Origin of the sequence: Halanaerobium saccharolyticum subsp. saccharolyticum DSM 6643 (genome assembly GCF_000350165.1) — a bacterium.
Taxonomy (GTDB): Bacteria; Bacillota; Halanaerobiia; order Halanaerobiales; family Halanaerobiaceae; genus Halanaerobium; species Halanaerobium saccharolyticum.
The window spans coordinates 370,163-396,608 of record NZ_CAUI01000005.1 but is presented as its reverse complement, the minus strand read 5'-3'; the positions used below and the strand labels follow the sequence as shown (position 1 = coordinate 396,608).

Below are 26,446 nucleotides of genomic sequence, written 5' to 3'. Positions count from 1 at the left end.
TTACCTCATCCCTTCTCGCTCAATTTTATTTATCATGTTTTCAGCCAAAAGAGATATCTGAGAAAATATCTCAAAACGTTCTTCTTTTTCATACATCTTCTCCACTGCTGGGTCTATAGTCCTGACCATAATTCTGGGTACATCAAAATTAACCCTGGCCATCTGTGATACAAGATAGTTAATCTGATCATTGCCAGTACTAACAATTAAAAGGTCAGCAGATTCTATTTTACCTTCAATCAAAACATCACTTTCAGCTGCATCCCCCTCTATCTCAAAACCTGAAAAGTCAACCGGCAGCAGAGCAAATGAATCTGGATTCTGTTCTATAACAACAACCTCGTTACCAGAACGAGAAAGTTTTCCAGCAAGCAGAGAACCAGTGCGGCCGCAGCCTACAATAACAATAAACATCTATTCTTCCTCCTCGTCATCTCCAAAGTTAACATCATCTAAGTCAATGGAGCCCATACTTTCTCCTGCCCTTTCAATGTTTTCATTTGCCGGTTTATAGCCAGGTTCAAGTGCCAAAGCAGCTCTATACATCTTCATCGCTTCTCCCTGCTTATGCTGCATCTCATAAATAATACCGAGTAGATTAAATGGTTCAGGCTTTTCAGAGTCAAGAGAAGTGGCCTGCTGCAGCATTTCTTTTGCCTTTGAGAAATCTCGTTTATTAATTGCGTTTTTAGCAAGCATAATATATTCTTCAAAACTTTCTACTTCTTTTTCACTATTTTCAACTTTGTAACGTTCAAAAACATCCTGAACAATATTAATAATTTCTTCTGGTTTAAATGGTTTACGCAGATAATCAACAGCACCTAACTTTAAAGTTTCTACTGCTGTCTCTACACTGCCGTATCCAGTAATCATAATTACTTTTGTATCAATTTCTTTATTTGTTACTTCTTTTAAAAATTGGATGCCATCCATTCCCGGCATTTTCATATCAAGCAGTACAACCGGGATTTCTTCTTCTTTTAATTTTGCCAGTCCATCTTCTCCATTAACAGCTGTTTCAACTTCGTAGTCTGCATTCGAAAGAGCTTTCTTTAAAGTCAAACGAATATTCTTTTCATCATCAACAACCAGTACTTTATTTTTCATTATTATCTTCCTCCTCTATTTCTTCCTGTCCTGTTCCTTCTTCCATAATACTTTCTTCTACAGCAGCCAGTAAATCACTCTGGCTGATTGGTTTGACTAAAAAGTCTTCAGCACCTGAAGAAATTGCCTTTTGCACGTCATCTTCTTCAGATAAAGCAGACAATATAATAACCGGTATTTCCTCGGTTGCTGCATCACTTTTTAAAGCTTCAAGTACTAAAAAACCATTCATCTTCGGCAGCCTTAAATCAAGTAAAATAAGATCTGGACTAATATTATTAGCCTTATCAACTGCTTCAACTCCATCTACAGCATAATCCACAGCATAACCTGCCTTTTCCAGACTTTTACCAACAACTAATCTAATGTTTTTTTCATCATCTACTACTAAAATTTTACTCATTATTTTCCTCCTGATAGCCATATCTTGGGATGTAGAATGAAAAAGTAGAGCCCTCTCCTTCTTTACTGTCAACCCAGATCCGACCATTATGGGCTGTAATAATTTCTTTTGCAATAGCAAGGCCGAGACCGGTTCCACTCTTTTCCTCTTTATCACTGCCGGCTCTGACAAATTTCTCGAATATTTTAGACTGATATTCTTTTGGAATACCTGGTCCATTATCTGCGACTGATACTAGAACCCTTCTACCCTTTATTTCTGCATCTACTTCTATTTTTCCTTCATCAGCATAGCGAAGTGCATTTCCAACCAGGTTAGAAATCACCCAGCTTATTTTTGAAGGATCGGCATAAGCAAAAACATTATCTTCTGACTGTTTAAATTTGAGCTCAATTTCTTTTTCCTCCACCTGTTTATGGAACGGGTTAAGAGTTTTTTCAATAATATCATTGACATCTACCTTATCAAATTCCATTTCAATTTTACCTGATTCAATCTTAGAGAGATCAAGCAGATCATTTACTAACTCAGTTAATCGTTCAACATCCTCATAGGCTGCTTCCAGCAGTTCCTTCTGTTCCTCATTTAATTCTCCTGTATCCTCGTTAATTACCATGCTAAGCCCCATATTCATTGAAGTCAGCGGGGTCCTAAACTCATGTGATACAGTTGAAACAAATTCAGATTTCATATTGTCAATTTCTTTTAAGCGGGTAATATCCTCTAATAGAGTAACTGTAAATTGATATTCTTCATCTTCATCAATTACCTGTTTGGTTGAAATCCTGTAATGTCTTTTTTTATCGTTCTTTTTTAGCAGAAAGGTTTTCTCTTCTTTAGCTTCAGGATTTTTAATGTATTCAAAAATCTCTTCTGCCTTAATAACCTCTAAAAAGTGCGTGCCAAGTACATCCTCCCTCAGTGAAAATAGTTCTTTAGCTGTTTCGTTTATTAAAACAATCTTATGATCCTTATCTGTCACTATTAAGGGACTGCTCAAATTATTTACTACAGCTTCTGACTTTTCTTTCTCCATCAGCAGCTTTTTAACATTTAATTTTTCATATTCTTTTAGTTTGGAAATCATCTCATTAAATTCATCTGCCAGCACACCGATTTCATCCTCAGAGGCCACTTCAACTTTACGCTGAAAATTTCTGGCAGCCACTTCTTTAATCCCTTTTTCTAATTCTTTAATTGGCCTCAATATCTGTTTGGTGAGATAAAAGGCAAAAATTAATGAAAATGCAGTAACTAGTAAAGCCAGTCCGATTGTATAGATGATTGCCTGATTGGCTCTGCTGTTTGCATCACCCTGGGCATCCACCATTGCCTGTCTGTTTAGTTCTCTTAACTCCCGAATATCAGTTTTGATTTCATTAAATAAAGGCAGTAACTCCTGGTTATAAATCTCCCAGCGCTGATTTTCGTCTGCATTATAGAATTGATCAAATTTAGATACAAAACTAAAATACTTTTCATTTATCTTCTCAAGAATTGTGCCTTCACCATCTATTGTAATATTATCTTCTGCTCTGGCCAGCCAGGTATAAAATTCTTTTTCGTTGCGTCTAAATATTTCCTGTCCCTGTTCTTCAGATGTTCTCAAAAGCAGCAGCAGAGCACTATCCTGACGCTCTATTGATTCAACCATACTGTCACTGGCTTTAATGCTGCGGTAGTTTTCTACTAAGATATCATTGATCGCATTTGATAGAGATTCAAAGTTATAAATACTCCAGCCAACAACACCAGCTAAAATTAAGATCATTACTGCAAAACCGAGGAGCATTTTGCCTTTTAATGTTTTTATATTCATAATTTACACTCCTTCAAAAAAAAATTAATTTCCAAAATCATGCATTTTATCCAGATTCTCATTTTTGCCCATTAAAACCAGCTTATCTCCACTTTCAATCTTGTCCTCAGCACCAGGAGAAATATGAATATTTTCTCCGCGCTTGATTGCCATAACATTAACATCAAAACTGGCTCTTAATTCAAGTTCTTTTAAAGACTTTCCTGTCATTTTGTCAGTTGCCAGCAGCTCTATTACTCCATATTCTGGAGCAAACTCTATATAATCTAAAACATTGGAAGAGATAAGATTCTGAGCAATTCTTGCTCCCATATCACGCTCAGGATAAACTATTCTATCTGCACCAACCTTGCTTAAAACTTTTCCATGTAATTTATCTGGTGCCTTCACAATTACATACGGTAAACTTAATTCTTTTAAAATTAAAGTACACAATATATTTGCCGAAACATTATCTCCAATACTTACAACAGCTACATCAAAGTTTCTGACACCCAGAGTTTTTAAGGCTTCTTCATCAGTAGCATCAGCCTCTACAGCATGAGTTACATCTCCACTAATTGCCTGCACCTTTTCTGGATCACGGTCAATCGCTAATACATCATGTCCATTTTCAGCCAGAGTAGTAGCAACACTGGCTCCAAATCTTCCTAATCCTACAACAACAAACTGCTTCATTTATTTTCCTCCTATCTAAATTAACCAACCATTACTTTTTCAGTTGGGTAATGATATTTTCCTTTTCTTACCCTTTCTCCAAAAGCAAGTGCCAGGGTAAGTGGACCAACTCTGCCAGCAAACATCGTGATAGTAATTAAAACTCTGCTGATATCAGATAGCTCTCCGGTAATTCCTGTTGAAAGTCCCACTGTACCAAAGGCAGAAACTGTCTCAAATAAAACATCAATAAATTGAAAGTCTTCGATCACTAATAAAAGCGTAGTTACCAGTACAACCAGTCCGGCAGCCAGCATTGTAATAGTAAAAGCCTCATAGACGATCTTTTTTTCAAAGCGGCGGTTATATACTTCCATATCTTCTTTACCTGTAATCATGTTTTTTAAAGTAACAAGCATCACTCCAAAAGTAGTTGTTTTGATACCTCCACCGGTCGAGCCGGGTGATGCACCAATAAACATTAAGATAATGATAATAAAGAGTGACGACTGTTTTAGAGCTCCGGTTGCAACTGTATTAAAACCTGCTGTTCTTGGTGTTACAGATAAAAACATTGCTCCCAGTATTTTATCAAGAAGTGGTAAACCAGCAAGGGTATTATCATACTCTAAAACAAAAAACACTATAAAACCAAAGATTAAAAGAGCTAATGTTATGACGAGAACTATTTTAGTCTGCAGAGTTGATTTTTTAAACCTGACTCTGTTATAAGCTTCTACCATTACCCCAAAACCTATACCACCTAAGATAATTAAGGCCATAATAACAAAGTTAATTGTTATATCACCGGTAAAGTTCTCCAGGCTGTTTCCAAAAAGATCAAAACCAGCATTATTAAAAGCAGATACTGCATGGAAAATAGCCAGATAAATTGCCCTCCCTGCAGGATAATCCTCAACTAGACGGAAAAATAAGATAACTGCAGCAGTTCCCTCAATTGCAAAGGTAAAGCCAAGCAAGTACTGGACCAATCTCACCATTCCCGATATCTGATACTGATTTAAATCTTCCTGAATAATTAATCTTTCTTTTAAACTAATCTTCTTTCCAATAATAAAGGCAAATAAGGTAGACATCGACATGATACCAAGTCCACCAATTTGGATTAAAAGCATAATAACTGTTGAACCAAAATGAGTAAAGGCTTCTTTAGTATTGACAACAATTAAACCTGTCACACAGGTGGCAGATGTAGCGGTAAACACTGCATCTATAGCTCCCAGCCCCTGACCATCAGTTGTTGCAACTGGCAGCATTAAAAGTATTGAACCCAGCATGATAATAATAAAATAACCAAAAACTAAGTACTGTGCCGGGGTTAAATTTTTCTTGCTGATCTTCATTCTCTCTACTCCTTTCCAGACAAGTAAAATAAGTTATATGTTAAAAAAAGCTTTATAAAATCAAAAAAACACTACAGATAGACTGTAGTGCCATAGATAAATTTCACCAAAATATTATATAATGGTGGCATCAAGTCTGTCCCTTATTTAAAGTCTACGGAGTTAGCTGTCGGGCTAGAAGTAAAGGTCTTCTTCTAAAAATAGATTCGCCCCAAAAAAGTGGGTCCCCCGCTCTCAGATGAGATTAGACAACAGAAATATTTTCTTTTCCTATATTAAAACACATTATAAATATTTTGTCAAATAAGTGATAAAAATAATTTCTTCCGAAGTAACAAAAACCCCAGCAAAAGCTCCTAATTAATCGAAAAAATGAAGCTTCTCTGAGAGGATATTATCTCTAAGTTCAGTTTACAATTATAAATTCACTAAAAATTAATTACCTTATCAGCTTCAACAATCCACTGAGTAAATTCTGTCATATTACTTAACTCCACACTATCAATTATCTCCTCCTCTAAATATTATAATTCACTTAAAGTTTCTAACTTATCTAAAACATGTTCAATTTCATCCCTGGTTGTATATTTACCAAGACTAAATCTCACAGCACCCCTTCCAGTTTCCATAGTTACAGACATAGCTTTTAAGACCGAAGAAATTTCTACTGAATCAGAATGACAGGCTGAGCCTGTAGATAAAGCAACATTATCTAAATGATCCAGAATTTCCTGACCACTGTAATCTAAAAAACTAATATTTAAAGTGTTTGGTAAGCGTTTAGTCGGATGTCCATTTAGAATAACTCGATCTTTAAAGTTGTTCTGCAGCTGTTTCTGAAAATAATCTCTCAATTCTTTAATTTTCCCGGGAGCATTATGCTCAAAGTCAACTTTTTTTCCCTGAAGCAGATCTTCCGCAAGTTCACAGGCTTTACCAAGAGCAACATCAAAAATTACATTTTCTGTGCCAGCTCTTTTTCCCATCTCATGTCCGGCTCCATGAATTAAAGGTTCTATCTCAATTCCATCTCTTATATAAAGTGCACCGATCCCCTTTGGGGCATAAACTTTATGACCGGCTACTGATAGAAAATCTACTCCCAGCTTTTTAACGTCTGTTTCAATTTTACCCACAGACTGAGCAGCATCGGTATGCAATAAAATGTTGTTTTCTGAGGCTATTTCAGCTATTTCTGCCAGTGGCTGAATCGTTCCTGTCTCATTATTTGCATGCATGATGCTAATTAAAATTGTTTCGTCAGTTAGAGCAGCTTTTAATTGTTCAATATCTACTACTCCATCCTGATCTACAGGTAAATAAGTAACTTCATAACCGTTTTCCTCAAGAAACTTACAGGGAGAGATCACGGCAGGATGTTCTATTTCAGAGGTAATAATATGCTTTCCCTTTTCCTGGTAAGTGTAGGCCACACCCTTGAGCACCATATTATTTGATTCACTTCCTCCAGAAGTAAAAATAATCTCCTCTGGTGAAGCATTTAATAAACTGGCAACTTTTTTTCGAGCTTCTTCTACAGCCCGTTTTGTTTTTGAACCCAGTTCATGGCTGCTTGAGGGGTTACCAAAATTCCCATAAATATATTCTTCCATTGCTTCAGCTACTTTCTTATCAATTGGTGTTGTAGCATTATAATCAAGATAGATCATAGATTAACACTTTCCTTTCTGAACTTAAATATAAAAACATTATTATTTAGCTAAATTCAAAATCTTTCTAGCGCCATTGATTACTACTAGAAATACAATACCTCCAATTATTAAATCAGGCTTATTTGAGTCAAAAAAATAGACTAAAACTCCTGAAATAATTACTCCCGAATTTACAATTAAATCATTTGAAGTGAAAATCCAGCTTGCTTTCATATGTGCTTCTTTACTATCGGATTTTTGGAATAAATAAAGACAATACAAATTAGCAATAAAAGCCAAAATAGATACAATTATCATTGTACTAAAATCAGGCATTTCTCCAAAACCAAAAAATCTTCTTAATACTTCAATAAATCCAAAGGATGCAATAAAAATTTGAAAATATCCGGCGAGTTTTGCAACTTTCTTCTTAAGAAGAATGCTCCCACCTACTGCAAAAAGGCTAACTAAATAAACTATTGAATCTGAAAACATATCTAAACTATCAGCAACAAGCCCCATTGAATTTGCAATTAGCCCTGCAGTCATTTCAAAGAGGAAAAAACCGAAATTAACTAAAAGAACAGTTTTAAGAAGTTTTTTCTGACTCTGAGAGTCATTTGTAATCTCATTATTTTCATCCTGGATTTCAACAACTTTTTCTAATTTAGAATCTAACTTTAGCTCATTTAAATAATTCTTTATTCTTTCATCTTTTTGTGAATGAAAAACAATAAGTTTTCTTTTTTCAAGATCAAAATCAAGTTTTTGGATTAATTTAATTGAACCAAGTTTTGTTTCAATTAGATTTTTTTCCGATGGGCAATCCATCTTTTTCACTGTAAAAATACTTTTATACATATTATCCTCCTTATCTATAGTAAAACTCCGCTGAAAAATAATATAATATCAGATAGAAGAATATCAAAAATTTTCTATTAATTCTGTAAAATAAAAACCACATTTAGCCTGTCAACTGTTTCCTGCTAATTCTTCAGGATTATTCTCATCAATTCTATCTAAAATATATCTAAATTTCATCCCCGATCAATATACTGTACTTTAATGAAAACCTGAAAACGGTCCAGTACTGCTTTTAAATTCAGCTGACCAAACAGGCTCATTTCTTTATTAATATTCAAAATTTTGATATAATTAAGGAAAATAATGATAGATAAAGGGCGGTGAGCAAAGTTATGAAAAGTACTAAGGCGCTCAATTTAAATAAATTAAATGAACATATGTTTATAATATAATGTATTTAATATCTAACATTTAGAAGATTTTAATAATGAATAACTATAAAAGCACAAGACATGCAAAGTTCCTTTTAAATTATCATTTTATATGGATTCATAAATATAGAAAACATATTTTAGATAATCCTAAAATTAAACAATTAACCTTAAATACTATCAATGAATTAGCTGATACACATAAATTTGAAGTGTTAGCTACTGCAGGTAATGTGAGTTAGATTAGGAAAAGAAATTGAAGTAATCAAAGGAGATCAGGAAAATAATTGTTTGGAAATAAATTTATCTGCTAAAGGCAGAATTATCTACAAGTCATTATAATTAACTTAGCCTAGATTTTATAGTCCCGGCTATTTAACCGGGACTTATTTGTACCTAAAATGTCATTACTTTACTTTCACTTTTTAAATAATCAGTTAAAGGTTCTCCCATATATTTAACTTCAATTCCAAGCTCTGCTAAATCATCTGCTACACCATACTGATCAGCACAGGCCTGACAGGCTTCTACTTTAATATCTGCTTCGATAAATTCTTTAATCTGTTCCTGTAATTCCTGATCCTCACTTAATAATTTTGAAGATGGTCCCCAGACAATAAATTTAATATCCTGCCACCATCCTCTTTTCTTAGCGTTTATAGTGTACATGAACACCATTTTTTTTGCTACTTCCTTATCTCCACTTGTCCATAAAATAACTAAACTATCTTCAGCTGCCATTTTATTCAACTCCTCTTATTTTTTTATGTTCAGCTTCCAGTTCTATTCCCAGGCCATCAGCTGTTCTATTAACATAATTAAAATAAGCAACTACCTGATTTAAATCAAGAATATCTCTGTCACTCAGATCAAATTCTCTTAATCTATCAAGATCCTCCTTTTTCACTGAGGCAGGCTTTTTAGTTAATTTAACAGCATAATCAAGCATTTCCTTTTCTTTTTCACTAATTGGTGCTGACTTATAATCATCTAAAATACCACTTAATATTTTATCTGCCTGCTCATCATCCCTGATCAACTTTTGGAGCGCCGCTCCATGATGTGTTATTCAGTAATGACATTCGTTGACATCAGATACAACTGTTGCTATCATTTCTCGCTGCCTGCGGGAAATATTTGATCTGCCAAACATAATAGTCTTATAGATCTTAAGATGGTCCTCTAAAAGGTCAGGATTTAAAGATTGAACTTTTAAAACATGTGCCACCTCATTTTCACCTGATCGAGTTAATTTATCATAAAGTTTAGCTAATTTAACTTCTGCCTTATCTTCATCTACCATATCTATCCATGCCATTTTGATCTCCTCCATTTTAACTCAAATATTCATTGGCTCTTAGGGCAGCCTTAGCACCTTCTGCTGCAGAAACAATAATCTGTTTATCTTTAATATCTGTTACATCTCCGGCTGCAAAAATACCTTCAATGCTTGTCTGATTATTTTCATCAATAATAATTTCATTGCCCTGATTAATATCCAGATGCTCACAGATAAAACCTGTATTTGGAATTAAACCAATTTCAATAAATATTGCCTTTACATTAAGTTCTCGCTCTTTACCTGTATTTAGATTTTTAATTCTTATAGATTCAACTTTCTGCTCACCCTTTATCTCAGTTGTCTGGTATGATTTACAGACTTCTATTTTATCTGAATTATTTACCTTATCCTGCAGACTTTTATCACCTGAGAGCTGTTCTCCTCTAATAATCAAATATACTTCAGTCGCAATCTTAGACATATCCAGGGCTGCTTCCAGGCCAGAATTACCTCCGCCAACTACAGCAACAGGCTGATTTTCATAGATATAGCCATCACAGGTAGCACAGTAACTTACACCCTTATCTTTGAGCTGATGTTCTCCTGGAATTCCAAGCTGTCTCTTTTTAGTTCCAGCAGCTATTAAAACTGCTCTGGTCTTAATTTCTTTACCACTTTTTGTAAGCAGAATGTGTCCCTCTTCCTGGTGCTCAATGTCTGTAATCTCTTCTCCAAATAGTGTGTCAATTTTGTAATTTCGAAGATGTCTTAAAAAATCCTGCATCAGATCCGGGCCAGAAGTTCCATATTCCGGTAGATAATTATCGATAGTATCAGTTTCCAGCACCTGACCACCAATATCTCGGGCTACCATCAGAACCTTTAAGCCTTTTCTGGCTGCATAAACTGCTGCAGTCATTCCTGCCGGTCCGGCTCCAATCACAGCCAGATCCCAGTCTTTTTCACTGCAGTTTGGTCTTTCAAATTCTATCAGATCATCAAGACCACCAGAGCTGACAAGTTCAATTAAATTATCATAACCGCCAATTTTTTCATCATTAATAAATATCTGCGGTATGGTTTTTTTACCGCTCCGATCGACCATCTCCTGCTGCAATTCTTCATTATCTGTAATATCATAATCAGTATAATCAAGCCCGAGACTCTTCAGCATTGCCTTTGCTCTTCTACAATAAGGACACCAGACTTTAGTATAGATTTCAATCTTCGGCTTATTCATCAGATCAAATCCTTTCCTTTTTTGATTTCAGGATCAGTAATATCTTTAATAGTTGTCTGCTCAAGTTCAGCCAGCATTTTCTGGTAGGCCTTGCCAAATACATTATGAATTTTACACCTATCTCTAATTGAACAGCCATGAATATCATCAACACATTCAAATACGTTATCTTTAGCTTCAAAAAGTTTCATTATCTGAGCCAGGTTAATCTCTGCTGCAGCTCTAGCTAAAGTATATCCACCCTTTTTCCCCTCAGCAGAACTGACAATTTCAGCTGCTGATAATTTCTGCATCACCTTTGCCAAATAAGATGAAGATACATTTTCTATCTCTGCTAACTCTTTTACTGAAAGTTCCTGCTTTTTATTTCTTGCTAAGATCATTAGAGCATGAACTGCGTAATCTGTTTTTCTTGAAGTTTTCATCTACTTAAAATATCTCCTTTTTAACTTAAATTCTAATTATATAAATGACAGGCAGCTAAATGACCTGCCTCTACTGCTTCGAGTTCTGGTTCAATTTTTTTGCATTTATCAAAACTATATTTACAGCGAGGATGGAAACTGCAGCCTGATGGTGGATTAATTGGACTCGGTACTTCTCCTTTTATTATTTCCCGCTCTTTATAATTCCAATCATCATTAACTCCTCTTAAAGAAGAAAATAGAGCTTCTGTGTAGGGATGAACCGAATTATTGAAAATTGTAGTAGTATCTGTGATTTCAACTATTTTTCCCAGATACATTACCGCCACCTTATTACTGATATATCTTACCTCATGTAAATTATGAGAAATCCAGAGGTAGGTCAGCTGATATTCCTGCTGTAGTTTTTTCATTAAGTTCAAAACTGCCGACATTATCGAAATATCAAGGCCGGAAGTTGGCTCATCACAAACTATAAATTCAGGCTGCAGGGCAAGAGCCCTGGCAATGCCAACTCTTCGGGCCTGGCCTCCACTTAACTCATGCGGAAAAAGCTCAGAATATCTTTTAGAAAGACCTACCATATCCAGCAGTTCCCAGACTCGATCCAGCAGATTAAAATCATCCTCAATCTGATCATGGATATATAATGGTTCGGAAACAATTTCTTCTACAATAAAACGAGGATTTAAAGAAGATCGGGGATCCTGCAGAATCATCTGGGCATCTTTTCTAAAGGCTTTTAACTCTTCTTTATTAAAATCATTGATTGATTTTCCCTTATACAGGATCTCTCCTGCAGTTGGTTCGATTAATCTTAAAACAGATCGAGCCACAGTTGTTTTACCACAACCGCTTTCTCCAACTACAGCCAGTGTATCCTCTTTTTCTATCTTGAAACTAACATCATCAACTGCTTTAACCTTAATCGGACCTTTTTGGGCCAGTTTATAAAGCAGGCCGTCATTATTTATAAAATGTTTTTTTAAATTTTTAACCTCAACTAAAGCCATTTTTATATCTCCTTAAAGGCCATTTAAAAAACAGGCTGAATAGTGATTTGAAGCTATTTCTTCAAGCCGGGGTTCCTCCTGCCGACAACGATCAAAACTGTGACTGCAGCGGGGATGAAAATTACATCCTGCAGGATAATTACCGGGATCAGGAACCTGTCCGGGAATTGTCTGCAGTTTTTTCGTTTTTTGATAATCAGGCAGACAATTTAAAAGTGCCTCTGTGTAAGGATGATTAGTGTGATCAAATAACTCTCTAGTCTGAGCAACCTCAACAATTTTCCCCGCATACATCACGGCAATTCTGTCACTTAAACCAGCTACAACCCCCAGGTCATGGCTGATATATAATATAGATATTTTGTATTCATCAACTAGATTTGATAAAAGATTTAAAATTTGAGCCTCCACTGTCAGATCAAGGGCTGTTGTCGGCTCATCTGCAATCAAAAGTGAGGGATTGGAAATAAAGGCCATGGCCAGCATTACCCGCTGTTTCATCCCACCACTAAACTGATGTGGATATTCGTCAAATCTGTATTCTGGATCTGAGATACCAACTTTCTTTAAAATTTTAACCGCTTCCTTTTTTAACTCTTTTCTGCTTTTTTGTTTTTTTGATTTAAAATACAGCACATCAAGAATTTGAGTCCCCACTTTAAAGACTGGATTTAAAGCATTCTGTGGATTCTGAATAACCATTGCCATTTCCTGGCCTCGAATCTGATCATTAAACTTTTTTTCAGAAAAATTGCAGATATCTTCACCTTTAAAAAATATACTTCCCTCTGCTATCCTGGCTGAATCCGGCAGTAATCTTAAAATTGTTTTGCCAAGAGTAGATTTTCCGGAACCACTCTCCCCAACCAGAGCCAGAATCTCTCCGTTTTCCAGTTCCAGATTTATATCCTCCAGTACTCTTAAATATTTCCCCTTATTTTTATATTCAACTGCTAAATCATTTATCTTTAAGATTTTATCAGGCATAAGAACTTATACCTCCTGGTTTAATTTTGGATTTAAAGCCACCCGCAGGCTCTCAGCAAAAGTCGAGAAGCCGAGCATGGTCATCATTATTGCCAAAGCCGGCCAGAGAATCATTAAGGGGGCAGTCTGAATATACTGATATGACTCCTGCAGCATTACTCCCCAGCTACTCAAAGGAGGCTGTAAACCCAGCCCCAAAAAGGAAAGTCCCGCCTCCCACATAATCATTGAGGCCATATCCATTCCACTTAAAACAAGGACGGAAGCAAATATATTGGGCAAAATATGTTTGAAAATTATGCGGGAGTTATCTGCTCCCAGTGATCTGGCTGCTTCAACAAAATCCTCTTCCTTTTCAGAAAGAGTTTCTGCTCTAACCACTCTCCCATAGCGGGGCATAATGGTCACTCCCAGAATAACTATTACACTTAATAATGAAGGACCAATTATAGAAAGCAGAACTAAAATTAGAATAATAGGCGGAAAAGCCCTGATCACATCAAAGATAAATAAAATTATACTCTCTATAATTCCTCCAACATAGGCTGCTAGTAGCCCCAGAATTATTCCGATGATAACTGAAATGATTATGCCCCCAAAAGATACTAAAACTGCAGGTCGAGCCGCATAAATTAGGCGGCTTAAAATATCTCTGCCCAGGCTGTCCGTCCCCAATAAATTCTGCAGACTGGGACCTTCCAACCGTTTAGTCACTTTGGTTTTATAAGGATCAGCAGGAGCAATTAAAGGTGCAAAAATAGCTGAAATTAAAATCAGCAGGATTATTGAGCCGCCGAGATAGGCCTTATAATCTTTTTTCATTATTTTAATTACTCTGATACTCTTTTTTTTGAAGCGAAAAAATTTCTGGCTTTTAAACATCTTAAACCTCCAGCTGCTTATTTTTGTTTGATTCTGGGATCAAAAAAGGCATATGAAATATCTGCAATTAAATTTGCAATTACAAATAAAAGGGCAGCAACTAAAACTCCTCCTCTAACTAAAGGAAGGTCACGCTCATTAACCGAATCCACAATTAATCTGCCCAGACCTGGACGATTAAAGATCACTTCCACAAAGACCGCTCCCCCGAGCAATCTGCCGATACCAAGTCCAATAACTGCAATGATTGGTTTTATTGCTTTTTTTAAAGCATATTTATAAAGAATATAATAACGGGGAATACCAAATGATTTTTCGGTCTGGATAAACTCCTGATCAAGAGTTTCGAGCATTGAACTTCTGGTTAAACGAGCAATATAACCGGTCCAGCCAACAGATAGTGCCAAAGCCGGTCCAATTAAGTGGCGCAGGCTGCTTAAAATTCCACCATCACCAATCCCAATTGAAGGTATTAAATTAAAATTAACAGAAAAAATAACAATCAATAAGACTCCTGCAATATAGGTTGGCGTTGAAGCTGTGATAAATGAAAGTATAGTTAAAAACTTTTCAAAATAACTGTTATTATAATTTGCTGCCAGCAGGCCGATAGAAATCCCGTTAAAAACAGCTAGTCCCATCCCGGACAGGGTTAAAATAACTGTATAGGGCAGAACATCTAAGATAACTGTTAAAACAGAGCGATCTCTAAAAATTGAAGTCCCGAGATCACCTTTAATAATATTCTGTAAGTAGATTAGATAACTCTGATACCAGGGTTTATCAAGCCCAAGTCGACTCTCAAGTTCTGCAGCCATTTCTGGAGTAGCTCTTGGACCAAGTATAATATCAGCGGGATCTCCCGGTAGTAAATAACTGAGGCTGAATAACAGTAATAAGACTGTAAGAATAGTAGGAATCACCCATAAGAGGCGTTTTGTGATATAAATAAACATATGCTAATCCTCCAGCTTTCAAATTTGAAAAATAAAGCTTTTTTGGCTTTTTAAATTTTTTGGGTTCAAAATAGACATTTGAATAAAACCTGAACCCGAATGTTTTAATTCAGATTCAGGTTTTGTTGTTTCTATTTTTCACTACTGGTTATTAACCAGGGTAAAATTACTCCATCAGGAGAAAATACCGGGTCAACTTCGGTAGTCCAGGCAGGAGTTTTAACTCCATGAGTAACCCAGATCCCAATCGAGTCATCATTCATCAGCTGCTGCATTTTTTTATAATTCTCAGCCCGCAGATTGCTGTCCAGGGTAGTTTCAGCTTCCTGCCAGAGCTTATCATATTCTTCATTTGACCAGTGAAACAGGTTCCATTTTCCAATCTGTTCAGTTAAATTCCACTGGAAATTGTATCCTGGGTCAACAGTATTGGTAAATCTGGCATAGGTAATATCATAACTGCCTTCCTGCCAACGATCAATTTTTGGTCCAACCTCCAGGGCTTCTACATTTAAATCAATATTAAAACGTGATAACTGATCCTGGATTAGAGCTCCTATTAATCTTCTTTCTTCATTAGCATCAGTTACATATTCTAATTCAAGTCCCTCTCCTTTTGGATAACCAGCTTCTGCCAGCAGATTCCAAACATAATCTTCTCCAACTTCTTCCAATTTAAAAGCTGGCGCCTGCCAATAGCCAGTCATATCTTCAAGTAAAATAGAGTAAGCTCTTTCTGCTTTGCCAGCAAAGGCACCAATTAAAATCTCTTCTGGATTAATTATATATCTTAAGGCTTCTCTTAATTTTTTATTATTTAATGGCTCCTGACTAGTATTAAAAGCCACATACTGAATTGCAAGATCTGGATAAATTTCAGCCTCAAACTCTTCCATCTGACTTATCTGATCAAAATTATCAAGAGTAAGCTGTCCAATATCGATCTCTCCTGACTGTAAAGCCAATTCCTGAGATGTAGGGTCAGACATCGGCATAAATACTATTTCGCCATATTCAGCCCCTGCTTCAAAGTAACTATCATTTCTCTGAAGGGTTATATTATTATTGACATCCCATTCTTCAAATACATAGGGGCCAGTACCAATCGGATTACTGGCAAATTCATCTCTTCCCATCTCTTCAACTGCCTTTTTGCTGACAATTAGACCTGCATTAAAGGGCAGAGTAGAAGTAAAAAGTCTTCCCATTGGCTGACTAAGAATCAATTTCGCTGTATACTGATCGACAACTTCGACTCTTTCCAGATTAATAAATGACTGTGCTTCTGGTGAATTTGCATCTTCTGCGATTATTCTTTCAAAAGAAAACTTAACATCCTGAGCAGTAAATTCTCCATAACCTTTATGAAACTCTATTCCCTCTTTTAGCTGAAAAATAATTTCTGTGTTATCCTCCGAAATCTCCCATTCTTTGGCCAGATCAGGTACTACCTCAAATGTCCCCGGCTTATATTTAACCAGTCCATTAAAAATTGAATTCATAACTGGCCAGTCAGATAAAACCCGCTGCAGGTAGGCTGGATCAAGTGTCTGAGCCCTACCGGGAATAGCGATATTTAAACTGTCATTCTGGGCAGCTGTCGGAGCAGTTAAAAGACTCAATAACAAAGCAATAGTTATAAAAATAAATATATATTTATTTTTTAACATTTTGGCCTCCTTCTATTCTCTCTTCTTCCTATTAACAGAAATTAACTTTAAAGTTTAAATATTTTCTTATTTCATTTCCTATCTATATTCTGGATTTGGATGATCAAAACTGCAGCCAGCATCCCAGGCACTGCGCTGATTGCCATGGGCAGTAATTCCATCATTTTCTTTAAGCATCTTAGCCAGATGCATTAAATTCCAGGTCATAAAGGTTGTATTTCTTTGGGTAAAATCATTTTCCGGTCCACCTGAATTCTCATCTAAATAAGAAGGGCCCGGTCCAGCTTCACCAATCCAGCCTGCATCTGCCTGAGGCGGAATAGTAAAGCCAAGATGCTGTAGAGAATAGAGAATACCCATCCCGCAGTGTTTAATTCCATCTTCATTTCCGGTTACAATACAACCACCCGCTCGACCATAATATGCATACTGTCCTTTCTCATTAAGTTCTCCTGATTGACCATATAATCTCTCAATCACCCGCTGACAGACTGAAGATTTTTCCCCCAGCCAGATTGGAGTTCCTAAAATCAAAATATCCGCTGCCATAACTTTTTCAAATATCTGAGGCCAGTCATCCTTTTCCAGACCCTGTTTTGTCATATCAGGCCAGACTCCAGGAGCAATTTCATAATCAACTGCTCTCACCACTTCGACCTCAAGCTCATTCTTTTCCATAATTGCCTTTGCTACATCCATTAAGCCCCTTGTATTTGAGGTCTGAGGTGATTTTTTTAAAGTACAGTTAATAAATAAAGCCTTTAAATCAGAAAAATCTTCGTTGTTTTCTTCACATAACCTAATTTGTTTTTCATTCAACTCCATTTTTCAGCCTCCTCATTAACTTAGATATTCATTATCCACGTTTATGTTAAACTAATTATAATATATTGATAAGTATTTTACAAGCATAACATATTTAAACTCAATACTAAGAAATCTTTTCAACATTACATATATAACTATTGATAATTCAATCAAAAACCCTCAAAAAAAATTCATTATCAAATGATAAAATGAAGTTTATCTGAGGGTAAATCATCTCCAATTGAGATGCTAATTTTATATAATTTTCACAAACTAATAATTTTAAAATGACTAACCCTGAATGTGATAACCGCCGTCTACATGAAGAACCTCTCCTGTTACCATGCTTGATAAACCACTAAGTAGATAAAGAGCACTTGCAGCAACTTCTTCCTGTTCAACCAATCTTCTCATGGGAGATTTCTCTTTGAAATTTTTCATTAAGCCTCTAAAATCAGAAATACCACTGGCAGCTCTGGTTAAAATCGGACCCGGTGACAGGGCATTAACTCTAATGTTATCCTGACCAAGATCTGCAGCCAGATATTGAACTGAAGATTCCAGGGCGGCTTTGGCAACTCCCATAACATTATAATTAGGAATCACTTTTTCTCCACCGTAGTATGTCAGAGTAACTGCTGCTCCTCCCTTTTCTTTCATAAACGGATAAGCCAGCTGGAGGGCTTTAACATAGGAGTAAACACTTATTTCCATACTGCGCAGAAAACTACTGCGATTAGTATCCATATATTTCCCTTTTAGATCTTCTTTACTGGGGCCACCTGCAATTGCGTGGACAATAAAATCAAATTGACCTCCAAATTCTTCGCCAATTTTTTCAAAGACTTCTTCGAATTCCTGATCATCTGTGATATCTAATTTATGATAGCTTTTAGCTCCAATTTCTTTAAATAAAGGGATAACCTTTTCTCCAATTTTTTCATTTTGATAGGTAAAAGTAAGTTCTGCTCCCTCTGCTTTTAATCTCTCTGCTGTCTCCCAGGCAATTGATTTTTTATTTGCTACCCCCATAATTATTCCTTTTTTTCCTGACATTAATTCAGCCATAGTAATTACCTCCCATAATATTTCTATTTATTTTCAAATAAAAAACACCTCCAGACAGTCTATTAATAGACTGTCCAGAAGCTAACAATAAATTGCAATATCCGGTATAAGCCCTTTAGGAACGTACTTTAATGACGATTTTTCCTCTTGCATGATGGGTTTCACTCAACTCATGCGCATCTTTTAAACCCTGTTCTGAAAAAGGAAAGACTGTTCCTACAACAGGCTTTAAATTTTGATTTTTCATCATTTCAGCTAGATTTGCAAGTTCTTCACCATCAGGAATTAACCAATGTGATTGAGCATTAATCTCAAGTTCATCTGCTTTTTCTTGATCAGGTTCTCCAACAATTGAGACCAATTTTCCACCTTTTTTCAATATATTTAAACTTTTATCTTGTATTTCTCCACCAAGGGTGTCAATAACCAGATCATAATCCTCTAATATCTGTGAGAAGTCATCTTTTGTATAATCAATGACCTCATCAGCGCCTAAGGATTCTAAAAATTCAACGTTCTTAGTACTGCCTGTAGTCGCCACATAAGCCCCCATATTTTTGGCTATTTGAATTCCAAAACTACCGACACCACCAGCACCAGCGTGAATCAGGACTTTATTGCCTGACTCCAATTTGCCAACATCTACAAGACACTGATAAGCAGTTAGTCCAGCAAGTGGTACAGCTGCCGCTTCTTCGAAACTAATGTTTTCTGGAATTTTGGCTACTAAATCCGATTTTGCTGTAGTATACTCAGCATAAGTACCTCGATTGGTGAGTTCAGGGCGAACAAAAACACGCTCCCCTTCCTTAAAGGAACTTACATCTTTCCCAACTTCTGTTACTATTCCAGCTGCATCCCAGCCTAAAACAATAGGAAAATCAAATGCAAATTTATCTTCTAAATATCCATATCTTAACTTCCAGTCTATAGGATTAACAGCTGCTGCATGTATTTCAATTAACACTTCATCAGCTTCCGGTTCTGGTCTCTCTAATTCTTCTTCTTTTAATTCATTTTTGTCTCCATATTGATTAATAACAATTGCTTTCATTATTAACACCTCTTTTAATTATTTTTGATCTCACATTATTTAAAATAATTCTCGGAATAATAACGATTATCATTATCATTAATTATATCATAGCAAATTTTTAATATCAAATATTTTAGGGTTAAGGATATGGACAAACATTAGATATTAATTCCCACTCTCTGCAGTATAAATATCATTGCAAAATATACAGCAACCATTATTGCTGTTGCAATTAATAATGACAGATAAAAATTTATTTCAGTTTTCAATAATACTGGTAAAATTATAAAAAATGAAAGAGAAGGAATTACCATCCAGAAAACACTTTTTGATAATTGAGCCACCTGATTTTTACTACCAGTGTCAATATAAAGCCAAATAATACCTAAATATGAAACAAGCGGTAAAGAAGCTAAAATAGCTCCAAATAAAGAACTCCTTTTAGCAATTTCTGATACAGCTACAATAATAACTGCAGAAATTATTGTTTTAATTGTCAAGTAAAGCATAGAAATACATCTCCTCTTATTAATGATGTGAATTAAAAAATAAAAAAAATCTATTTCAAACTAACAAAACTGTCTCAATTAATTCAGAACAGAGATTTTTACTCTGACAGATTATTACCTGGAGATGTCATGTTTTCTAACTTTAGTATTTTATCTAATTTTGAGTTGCTGATTATATCTTTTTCTTTGATAAAATCAATAAGCTTTTTATCTTGATTTACCGCTTCTTTAGCTAAATCACTGGCCTGCTCATAGCCAATATAGGGAACAAGACTGGTGATAATAGCCAGACTATTATCTAATATCTGCTTACATTTATCTGAATTCACTTCAATATCTTTAACACATTTATTATTAAATTTATCAATTGCCTTTTTCATCATTTCCAGCATATTTAATAGTTTTTGAGCAATTATTGGAGAAAATGCATTTAATTCTAATTGACCATCTCTTGCTGCCATAGTAATAGCCTGATCACTACAAATAATCTCAATTGATAGCTGATTTATCATCTCACAAATTACAGGATTTACTTTGCCTGGCATAATAGATGATCCAGCTTGAACAGCTGGAAGTTTTATTTCCCCTATTCCCCCAGTAGGTCCAGAGGCTAAAAGTCTTAAATCACTGGCTATTTTATTTAAATTTACTGAAGCTGCTTTTAATAAGCCAGATACTTCAACAAATATATCCATATTTTGAGTAATATCAATCATATTTTCTGAATGAGAAAGACTTAAACTAGTAAAATTTCTTAAATGTTTGGCAATCTTAAAAATATATGAATGAGAGGTATTTAAGCCCGTTCCAATTGCTGTACCACCAAGATTTATCTTTTTTAAACGATCAGTTATCTTATATAAACGCCAGCGGTCTCTATTAACCGCCTCAGCATAAGCGGAAAACTCCTGTCCTAAAGTAATCGGCACTGCATCCTGCAGCTGTGTTCTACCTAATTTAATTATCGAAGAAAATTCTTCTTCTTTAACTTGTAAAACTTCCTGTAATTTAGCAATTGATTTAGTAAGAGGTCCAAGCAATTTTAAGACAGCAATTCTTAAGGCAGTTGGATATACATCATTAGTAGATTGTCCTTTATTAACATCATCGTTCGGATGAATAATATCGTAATCCCCTTTTTGCATTCCCATTATTTCTAAAGCTCGGTTAGCAATAACTTCATTTACCATCATATTTGTTGAAGTACCTGCACCACCTTGAAAAGCATCTAACTCTAATTTTTCGGCTAAATTAGAATCAATCATCTCATCACAGGCCTCTAAAATAGCATTCTTTTTGATTTCATCTAATAATCCCAGTTCAAAGTTGCTTAGCGCTGCTGCTTTTTTAATCATTGAAATTGCTTTAACTAACTCAGGGTGAATATTTTGACGACTTATATTAAAATTTTCTTGTGCCCTGATAGTATTAATCCCATAGTAAGAATCAGCTGCTATCTCTTTTTTACCAATACTGTCTTTTTCAACTCGAATTGAATCATTATTTTTTTGATTTAGATTTTTAAACATGGGTTCCTCCCAAATAACAATTTACATAATTAGCCTAAAACCTTATTTATTGTTTCTTGCTAATTTTTCTTCTTTTCTGCCATCCACATTCTATAAGCAGAAGCAAATGGTTTTAAAGCCCTGTCTAGAATACCATGAAGCTGAGCAATAGCCATTCCATAATTAATCACTGGTACTCCCAAACTATCAGCCTCTTTGAGTCGTGAAATCACTTCTTTTTTATTCAACATACAAGCTCCACAGTGCAAGATAAGATCATAGTCAGTTAAATTTTCTGGATATTCCCTGCCAGAAACATGATCAAATTCTAAATCACCCCCAACTTTTGAACGCATCCACCTTGGTAGTTTAACTGTTCCAATATCATCCGCCTGTCGACGATGAGTACAGGCTTCTGCAATCAAAATTTTATCTCCTGCATTTAAATTTTCTAATTTTTTCGCCCCTCTTAAAAAAATTTCTAAATCACCTTTGTAACGAGCAAATAAAATAGAAAATCCAGTCAAAAGTACATCTTCTGGGACATCCGCATCAACCTTCATAAATGCCTGTGAATCAGTAATTACCAGTTTAGGATCTTCTTTTAATTTATCTAAAGTAAGTTTTAATTCTCTTTCTTTACAGATCATTGTTATACCGTCATGATCAAGAATATCGCGAATAGTTTGAACCTGGGGTAAGATTAGTCTCCCCTTTGGAGCAGCAAGATCAATTGGAGTTACTAAAACAATAGTATCACCTGGATTAACTAAATCTCCGACAATAAATGATTCTTCTGTATCTGCAGGCATTCTAGTTACTATTTCTTCCCTTAATTCTTCTATTCCTGAATCAGCAATTGTACTAACCATTACTGGATTCAGCTTAAATTCAGTCTTTATTTTGCTAAGAATATTATCCTGATCAAAGTTAAGATCAACTTTATTAATTACAGGTACAATAGGAGTGCTAGCATCAAAAAATCTGTTTAGTAAATCTTTCTCATAATTCTCTATTCCATGTTCTGGATCAATAACTAAAACTGCTAAATCAATTTTTCTAATAATCTCCAGTGTCTTTTTAACTCTTAATTCTCCCAACTGACCACTATCATCAATTCCTGCTGTATCAATCATAATCACTGGTCCTAAAGGCTGTAATTCCATTGCTTTATAAACTGGATCAGTAGTCGTACCAGGAACATCAGAAACAAGTGCCAGTTCTTGGTTTGTTAAACTATTAATCAAACTTGATTTACCAGCATTTCTTCTTCCAAATACGCCAATGTGAGGACGATTACCCTTTGGTGTTTCCTGCATTTAGCTCACCTCATATTATATTAAATAAATTATCATTTTATTAATTATTAATTTAGTTTATTGTATCATAGAAATTAATTTATCTAAATTAAAATTATTACTTATTTTATAAATCGACTTGACAGACAAATTATAATGTGTAATAATATTATTTGATAACAGTTATCAATACTGATAAATAAATTATAATAAAACTATAGGAGGTACATATTATGTCATTAGTAGGAAAAGAAGTATTACCATTTAAAGCTCAAGCATTTCAAAATAATCGATTTTTAGAGGTTACTGAGGAAGATTTAAAAGATCAGTGGAGTGTAGTAGTTTTTTATCCAGCTGATTTTACCTTTGTTTGCCCAACTGAGCTCAAGGATTTACAAAGTCAATATGATAATCTAAAAGAACTTGGAGTTGAAGTCTATTCTGTTTCCACTGACACTCATTATACCCACAAAGCCTGGCATGACAATTCACAAACGATCAATGAAATTGAATTTGTAATGGTAGGAGATCCTTCGCATGAGCTTAGCAAAAACTTTAACGTTTTAATTGAAGAAGAAGGCTTAGCTGATCGTGCAACTTTTATTATTGATCCAGATGGAATTGTACAAGGAGTAGAAATCAATGCTGGAAATCTAGGAAGAGATGCCAGTGCTATTGTCAGTAAAATAAAAGCTGCTCAATATGTAAGAGAAAATCCGAATGAAGCTTGTCCAGCTAAATGGCAGGAAGGAAACAAAACTCTTAAGCCAGGAGTTGATCTGGTAGGAAAAATATAAAATAAGAAAATTATTAAAGCCACCAATCATTATAAAATGAGAGGTGGCTTTTTTAGTCTATCAATTATTTTATTCGAAAATTCTAGAGTATGTTTTAGCAAAAGTTTCATGTTCTATTTCTGAGGGTCTAAAATCAAACAATTTAAAAACAAGATCAATACAAACTCCAATTCCAAAAGCTGCAATTACCGTTCCTAAACCTACCGGGCCACCCAAAAACCAGCCTGCTAATACTACTGCAGCTTCAATTATTCCTTTTGATAGACCTGAACTGAAACCAGTCTTTTTTTCTATAGCAACCATCAAACTGTCTCTTGGACCAGCACCAAAAGCTGAAGATATATAGAAAAAAGAAGCAGTAGCAATAATTAGTAATCCCAAAAATAGCATTGGGACACCATAGTAAAAAGATTTTATATGAGGTATAAAATCAAGAAACATAATTACATCTATAAAAATACCAATCATCAGCATGTTAAAAAGTGTTCCCAAACCTAATTTTTCCCCCATTAATAAAACTAAAATACAGATCAAAAAACCGACCATTATAGAAATTTGTCCAATTGTAAATCCAGAAATATTTGCTATTCCTTTATGAAAAACTTCCCAGGGCGCAAAACCTATATTTGCATTCATGGTAACAACTATTCCAAGAGCATAAAGAAATAAACCAAAAAACAATCTCAACATTCTCATAGAAAAATTATACATATCCAGTCTCCTAGTCATTTTTTAGTGCTTCTTCGATATCTTCTTTCTTAGTAGCTATAGAATCAGCTAAATGGAGAAGCCTTACATCAGGATAAAGTTCTTCAGCCTTAGATCTTTTCCGCTCATCAAAAGGGCCATAAGGTCCCATATGATAAGTAATAGCAAGCACATCTCGCTGCTCCAGCTCAATAAATTTTGAAGCCTCCAGTATTGCCCTCATAGAATGGTTTAATGGTAAGTTCTCTTCATTATAATTCCAATCACTTTTCACATCAGGTGGAGCGATATTTCTTCCATCTTTAAACCATTTTATTAAATCACTGGCATACTCTTTAGAAATAATAAATTCCTTATTCTCAACATATTTATCAAGTCCATAAGTATTATATAAATCCATATTATCTCTAACTAAACTTCTTAAAAAATTATTTTGACCATCAGTAATAGTGTGCTGCATCTCCGAGGTGTAAGCAAAGCATTTTTCAAGATCATGCATCGATGCTTGAATTATAATATTTTCCCAGGGAATACCTGCATTTGTTTCTTGATTAAGCTTTAAATATTCTTTTTTAACATTTTCAGTATGTTCCAATAAACCACCAGTTACATTTAAATGGTGTCTGATACTTGCAGGTTTCTCATAAAAATCAATTTCTTCTAAATAAGATAATAAATCTTCTACTCCATTTTTTCCTGTCTTTTTTAAATCAGCAATAAACTTTTCCTTCATTTTTGCACCTTCCTATATCCTAACATTTACTTATTTATAATTAAATTAACATTTCATCTATCAAATTTTAACATTTAATATTCAATAAAACAAGTCTTTAGGGCAAAGAATATTGCTGAATTATTGCTTAACAGCAGCCTGAAAACCAAAAATTTGATCATTATTTTTTCTATAAAGTTCTATTTCAATTCTGCAAGAAATTTTTCAGCCTTATAATCAGCATTTATAATAGCTTCTAGAACAGCTTTCTCAGTTACTGCAAAAGGTAAATTGTGGATAGATTCTTCTGGAATACAGCTTTTAGCAGCAACTTTAGCCAAATCTTTTTCAGTCACATTTTCCAAACCTAATTGTTTCAGCGAAACTGGTTGATCTAATTTATTGAGCAGAGATAATAATTCATAAAATTCAGCTTCATAATTTTCCAGCTGCAGCTGAACTAAATTGCCAAAAGCTACTTTTTCTCCATGTAAAAAATCATGTGTTTCAGGAAGAACTGTTAAACCATTATGAACAGCATGGGCTGCCGCAATACGACAGTTATTATCACCAATACCACCAACCATTCCTCCCAGTGCAATGATACTATCAATAGTTTTTTCTAATTCTTTAGTTGCTTTTTTTGCTTCTAGATCAACTGCAGCTTTAACTCCATATTCAAAAAGAACATCTTTACATTCTTCCGCAATCTTTAAAGCTGCTCTTGTTGGAACATTTTTTTCTTTATCTGCAGCAGAAGCGCGAGCTTCATAAAATTTAACCACTGTATCTGCAATTCCAGCTTTAAAATAATTCAAAGGAGAATCAGCTATAATTTCAGTATCTACTAAAACTAAAGTCGGGCTATATTGAAAAATAATATATTCTTCAAAAGTACCATTTTCATCGTAAAAAACGGATAAAGGAGTCCAGGCAGCACAGTTTGAAGCAATTGTAGGAATTGTGATTAGTTTTCGATCTGAAAAAGCTGCTGCAGCTTTAGCTGTATCAATCGCCTTACCCCCACCTATACCGATAATTAAATCAAATTTATCATTTTCAAGTAAATCAGCTATTCTATGCGACTCCTTTTTTGTTACCTCTCCCCCAAAAACCTCTTCTTTAAATGTGATTCCATTTTCTTTTAAGCTATTATGAAGTTTTTCTCTTACTACTTCTAATGTAGTATCATCACCTACTAGTAAAGCCTTGTTACCCAGGGGAGCAATATGCTGACCGGCTTCTGCTAAAATATTTTTTTCCTGCATGTATCTATTGGGAGATCCCATTACTAAATGCATATCTAAA

27 protein-coding genes, 1 pseudogene and 1 riboswitch are annotated in these 26,446 nt (G+C 34.9%); of the genes and pseudogenes, 2 read left to right on the top strand and 26 right to left on the bottom strand.

Going from position 1 to position 26,446, the window contains the following annotated elements:
* From HSACCH_RS02330 to HSACCH_RS02295, 8 genes are all read right to left on the bottom strand, one after another.
* A complete protein-coding gene (locus HSACCH_RS02330; protein WP_005487546.1) occupies positions 1-414 on the bottom strand; it encodes a potassium channel family protein in 414 nt (137 codons plus the stop codon).
* A complete protein-coding gene (locus tag HSACCH_RS02325) occupies positions 415-1,110 on the bottom strand; it encodes a response regulator (protein ID WP_005487544.1) in 696 nt (231 codons plus the stop codon). It abuts the gene before it with no gap.
* Positions 1,100-1,513 (bottom strand): response regulator transcription factor, encoded by a 414-nt coding sequence (locus HSACCH_RS02320; protein WP_005487542.1) that lies wholly within the window; start codon positions 1,511-1,513, stop codon positions 1,100-1,102. The genes HSACCH_RS02325 and HSACCH_RS02320 overlap by 11 nt, the downstream gene beginning before the upstream one ends.
* Complete coding sequence (locus HSACCH_RS02315; RefSeq protein WP_005487541.1) at positions 1,506-3,332, bottom strand: HAMP domain-containing sensor histidine kinase; 1,827 nt, start codon at positions 3,330-3,332, stop codon at positions 1,506-1,508. The genes HSACCH_RS02320 and HSACCH_RS02315 overlap by 8 nt, the downstream gene beginning before the upstream one ends.
* Positions 3,333-3,356: 24 nt before the next feature.
* Entirely contained in the window at positions 3,357-4,010 is a 654-nt protein-coding gene (locus HSACCH_RS02310; protein ID WP_005487538.1) for a potassium channel family protein, read from the bottom strand.
* Between the two features lie 20 nt (positions 4,011-4,030).
* On the bottom strand, positions 4,031-5,353 hold the full coding sequence (locus tag HSACCH_RS02305; RefSeq protein WP_005487537.1) for a TrkH family potassium uptake protein: 1,323 nt from the start codon (positions 5,351-5,353) through the stop codon (positions 4,031-4,033).
* A gap of 136 nt (positions 5,354-5,489) precedes the next feature.
* Positions 5,490-5,614, bottom strand: a riboswitch (cyclic di-AMP (ydaO/yuaA leader).
* A gap of 263 nt (positions 5,615-5,877) precedes the next feature.
* Entirely contained in the window at positions 5,878-7,023 is a 1,146-nt protein-coding gene (locus tag HSACCH_RS02300; RefSeq protein WP_005487536.1) for a cysteine desulfurase family protein, read from the bottom strand.
* A gap of 42 nt (positions 7,024-7,065) precedes the next feature.
* Entirely contained in the window at positions 7,066-7,866 is an 801-nt protein-coding gene (locus HSACCH_RS02295; RefSeq protein WP_005487534.1) for a cation transporter, read from the bottom strand.
* Between the two features lie 430 nt (positions 7,867-8,296).
* On the opposite strand from HSACCH_RS02295, the pseudogene HSACCH_RS02290 reads away from it, so the two are divergent.
* A pseudogene (locus HSACCH_RS02290) lies at positions 8,297-8,464 on the top strand (transposase); the annotation flags it as partial.
* Positions 8,465-8,636: 172 nt separating this feature from the next.
* On the opposite strand, the gene HSACCH_RS02285 reads toward HSACCH_RS02290, so the two are convergent.
* The 15 genes from HSACCH_RS02285 to hydF form a co-directional block, all read right to left on the bottom strand.
* Positions 8,637-8,981, bottom strand: coding sequence for a DsrE family protein (locus HSACCH_RS02285; RefSeq protein WP_005487532.1), 345 nt, complete (start codon positions 8,979-8,981; stop codon positions 8,637-8,639).
* Position 8,982: 1 nt separating this feature from the next.
* Entirely contained in the window at positions 8,983-9,558 is a 576-nt protein-coding gene (locus HSACCH_RS14220; protein WP_327049754.1) for a peroxidase-related enzyme, read from the bottom strand.
* A 16-nt stretch (positions 9,559-9,574) separates the two neighbouring features.
* Positions 9,575-10,762, bottom strand: a complete 1,188-nt coding sequence (gene grxC, locus HSACCH_RS02270; protein ID WP_005487528.1) for a glutaredoxin 3 — start codon at positions 10,760-10,762, stop codon at positions 9,575-9,577.
* Positions 10,762-11,187 (bottom strand): RrF2 family transcriptional regulator, encoded by a 426-nt coding sequence (locus HSACCH_RS02265; protein ID WP_005487527.1) that lies wholly within the window; start codon positions 11,185-11,187, stop codon positions 10,762-10,764. The genes grxC and HSACCH_RS02265 overlap by 1 nt, the downstream gene beginning before the upstream one ends.
* Before the next feature lie 32 nt (positions 11,188-11,219).
* Positions 11,220-12,200: an ABC transporter ATP-binding protein gene (locus HSACCH_RS02260; RefSeq protein ID WP_005487524.1), complete on the bottom strand. Its 981-nt coding sequence runs from the start codon at positions 12,198-12,200 to the stop codon at positions 11,220-11,222.
* 12 nt (positions 12,201-12,212) lie between these two features.
* Entirely contained in the window at positions 12,213-13,187 is a 975-nt protein-coding gene (locus HSACCH_RS02255; protein WP_005487523.1) for an ABC transporter ATP-binding protein, read from the bottom strand.
* A gap of 6 nt (positions 13,188-13,193) precedes the next feature.
* Positions 13,194-14,069 carry an ABC transporter permease gene (locus tag HSACCH_RS02250; protein WP_005487519.1) on the bottom strand — a complete coding sequence of 292 codons (876 nt, stop codon included), beginning with the start codon at positions 14,067-14,069 and terminating at the stop codon, positions 13,194-13,196.
* Positions 14,070-14,086: 17 nt separating this feature from the next.
* Positions 14,087-15,025, bottom strand: coding sequence for an ABC transporter permease (locus HSACCH_RS02245; RefSeq protein WP_005487517.1), 939 nt, complete (start codon positions 15,023-15,025; stop codon positions 14,087-14,089).
* A gap of 131 nt (positions 15,026-15,156) precedes the next feature.
* Entirely contained in the window at positions 15,157-16,695 is a 1,539-nt protein-coding gene (locus HSACCH_RS02240) for an ABC transporter substrate-binding protein (RefSeq protein ID WP_005487516.1), read from the bottom strand.
* Between the two features lie 78 nt (positions 16,696-16,773).
* Positions 16,774-17,520, bottom strand: coding sequence for a flavodoxin family protein (locus HSACCH_RS02235; protein ID WP_005487514.1), 747 nt, complete (start codon positions 17,518-17,520; stop codon positions 16,774-16,776).
* Positions 17,521-17,793: 273 nt separating this feature from the next.
* Positions 17,794-18,570 (bottom strand): enoyl-ACP reductase FabI, encoded by a 777-nt coding sequence (locus tag HSACCH_RS02230; RefSeq protein WP_005487512.1) that lies wholly within the window; start codon positions 18,568-18,570, stop codon positions 17,794-17,796.
* A 115-nt stretch (positions 18,571-18,685) separates the two neighbouring features.
* Positions 18,686-19,624 carry an NADP-dependent oxidoreductase gene (locus HSACCH_RS02225; RefSeq protein WP_005487510.1) on the bottom strand — a complete coding sequence of 313 codons (939 nt, stop codon included), beginning with the start codon at positions 19,622-19,624 and terminating at the stop codon, positions 18,686-18,688.
* Positions 19,625-19,764: 140 nt separating this feature from the next.
* Positions 19,765-20,115, bottom strand: a complete 351-nt coding sequence (locus HSACCH_RS02220; RefSeq protein WP_005487509.1) for a DUF3147 family protein — start codon at positions 20,113-20,115, stop codon at positions 19,765-19,767.
* A 98-nt stretch (positions 20,116-20,213) separates the two neighbouring features.
* Positions 20,214-21,644: an aspartate ammonia-lyase gene (locus HSACCH_RS02215; protein ID WP_005487507.1), complete on the bottom strand. Its 1,431-nt coding sequence runs from the start codon at positions 21,642-21,644 to the stop codon at positions 20,214-20,216.
* Between the two features lie 59 nt (positions 21,645-21,703).
* Positions 21,704-22,942, bottom strand: a complete 1,239-nt coding sequence (hydF, locus tag HSACCH_RS02210) for a [FeFe] hydrogenase H-cluster maturation GTPase HydF (RefSeq protein WP_005487505.1) — start codon at positions 22,940-22,942, stop codon at positions 21,704-21,706.
* A gap of 212 nt (positions 22,943-23,154) precedes the next feature.
* Here hydF and ahpC point away from each other — a divergent pair, with 212 nt between their 5' ends.
* Positions 23,155-23,718, top strand: a complete 564-nt coding sequence (gene ahpC / locus HSACCH_RS02205) for an alkyl hydroperoxide reductase subunit C (protein ID WP_005487504.1) — start codon at positions 23,155-23,157, stop codon at positions 23,716-23,718.
* A gap of 69 nt (positions 23,719-23,787) precedes the next feature.
* On the opposite strand, the gene HSACCH_RS02200 is transcribed toward ahpC, so the two are convergent.
* The 3 genes from HSACCH_RS02200 to HSACCH_RS02190 all read right to left on the bottom strand — a co-directional run bounded on the left by HSACCH_RS02200 (position 23,788) and on the right by HSACCH_RS02190 (position 26,439).
* Complete coding sequence (locus HSACCH_RS02200) at positions 23,788-24,429, bottom strand: YczE/YyaS/YitT family protein (RefSeq protein ID WP_005487502.1); 642 nt, start codon at positions 24,427-24,429, stop codon at positions 23,788-23,790.
* A 10-nt stretch (positions 24,430-24,439) separates the two neighbouring features.
* Positions 24,440-25,159, bottom strand: coding sequence for a hypothetical protein (locus HSACCH_RS02195; RefSeq protein WP_005487501.1), 720 nt, complete (start codon positions 25,157-25,159; stop codon positions 24,440-24,442).
* Between the two features lie 179 nt (positions 25,160-25,338).
* Complete coding sequence (locus tag HSACCH_RS02190; RefSeq protein ID WP_005487499.1) at positions 25,339-26,439, bottom strand: iron-containing alcohol dehydrogenase family protein; 1,101 nt, start codon at positions 26,437-26,439, stop codon at positions 25,339-25,341.
* Positions 26,440-26,446: the final 7 nt, after the last annotated feature.

Bases quoted from the DNA above. Each gene is read 5' to 3' on its own strand.
- HSACCH_RS02330 (WP_005487546.1), bottom strand. From the start codon at position 414: ATGTTTATTGTTATTGTAGGCTGCGGCCGCACTGGTTCTCTGCTTGCT.
- HSACCH_RS02325 (WP_005487544.1), bottom strand. From the start codon at position 1,110: ATGAAAAATAAAGTACTGGTTGTTGATGATGAAAAGAATATTCGTTTG.
- HSACCH_RS02320 (WP_005487542.1), bottom strand. From the start codon at position 1,513: ATGAGTAAAATTTTAGTAGTAGATGATGAAAAAAACATTAGATTAGTT.
- HSACCH_RS02315 (WP_005487541.1), bottom strand. From the start codon at position 3,332: ATGAATATAAAAACATTAAAAGGCAAAATGCTCCTCGGTTTTGCAGTA.
- HSACCH_RS02310 (WP_005487538.1), bottom strand. From the start codon at position 4,010: ATGAAGCAGTTTGTTGTTGTAGGATTAGGAAGATTTGGAGCCAGTGTT.
- HSACCH_RS02305 (WP_005487537.1), bottom strand. From the start codon at position 5,353: ATGAAGATCAGCAAGAAAAATTTAACCCCGGCACAGTACTTAGTTTTT.
- HSACCH_RS02300 (WP_005487536.1), bottom strand. From the start codon at position 7,023: ATGATCTATCTTGATTATAATGCTACAACACCAATTGATAAGAAAGTA.
- HSACCH_RS02295 (WP_005487534.1), bottom strand. From the start codon at position 7,866: ATGTATAAAAGTATTTTTACAGTGAAAAAGATGGATTGCCCATCGGAA.
- HSACCH_RS02285 (WP_005487532.1), bottom strand. From the start codon at position 8,981: ATGGCAGCTGAAGATAGTTTAGTTATTTTATGGACAAGTGGAGATAAG.
- grxC (WP_005487528.1), bottom strand. From the start codon at position 10,762: ATGAATAAGCCGAAGATTGAAATCTATACTAAAGTCTGGTGTCCTTAT.
- HSACCH_RS02265 (WP_005487527.1), bottom strand. From the start codon at position 11,187: ATGAAAACTTCAAGAAAAACAGATTACGCAGTTCATGCTCTAATGATC.
- HSACCH_RS02260 (WP_005487524.1), bottom strand. From the start codon at position 12,200: ATGGCTTTAGTTGAGGTTAAAAATTTAAAAAAACATTTTATAAATAAT.
- HSACCH_RS02255 (WP_005487523.1), bottom strand. From the start codon at position 13,187: ATGCCTGATAAAATCTTAAAGATAAATGATTTAGCAGTTGAATATAAA.
- HSACCH_RS02250 (WP_005487519.1), bottom strand. From the start codon at position 14,069: ATGTTTAAAAGCCAGAAATTTTTTCGCTTCAAAAAAAAGAGTATCAGA.
- HSACCH_RS02245 (WP_005487517.1), bottom strand. From the start codon at position 15,025: ATGTTTATTTATATCACAAAACGCCTCTTATGGGTGATTCCTACTATT.
- HSACCH_RS02240 (WP_005487516.1), bottom strand. From the start codon at position 16,695: ATGTTAAAAAATAAATATATATTTATTTTTATAACTATTGCTTTGTTA.
- HSACCH_RS02235 (WP_005487514.1), bottom strand. From the start codon at position 17,520: ATGGAGTTGAATGAAAAACAAATTAGGTTATGTGAAGAAAACAACGAA.
- HSACCH_RS02230 (WP_005487512.1), bottom strand. From the start codon at position 18,570: ATGGCTGAATTAATGTCAGGAAAAAAAGGAATAATTATGGGGGTAGCA.
- HSACCH_RS02225 (WP_005487510.1), bottom strand. From the start codon at position 19,624: ATGAAAGCAATTGTTATTAATCAATATGGAGACAAAAATGAATTAAAA.
- HSACCH_RS02220 (WP_005487509.1), bottom strand. From the start codon at position 20,115: ATGCTTTACTTGACAATTAAAACAATAATTTCTGCAGTTATTATTGTA.
- HSACCH_RS02215 (WP_005487507.1), bottom strand. From the start codon at position 21,644: ATGTTTAAAAATCTAAATCAAAAAAATAATGATTCAATTCGAGTTGAA.
- hydF (WP_005487505.1), bottom strand. From the start codon at position 22,942: ATGCAGGAAACACCAAAGGGTAATCGTCCTCACATTGGCGTATTTGGA.
- ahpC (WP_005487504.1), top strand. From the start codon at position 23,155: ATGTCATTAGTAGGAAAAGAAGTATTACCATTTAAAGCTCAAGCATTT.
- HSACCH_RS02200 (WP_005487502.1), bottom strand. From the start codon at position 24,429: ATGTATAATTTTTCTATGAGAATGTTGAGATTGTTTTTTGGTTTATTT.
- HSACCH_RS02195 (WP_005487501.1), bottom strand. From the start codon at position 25,159: ATGAAGGAAAAGTTTATTGCTGATTTAAAAAAGACAGGAAAAAATGGA.
- HSACCH_RS02190 (WP_005487499.1), bottom strand. From the start codon at position 26,439: ATGCATTTAGTAATGGGATCTCCCAATAGATACATGCAGGAAAAAAAT.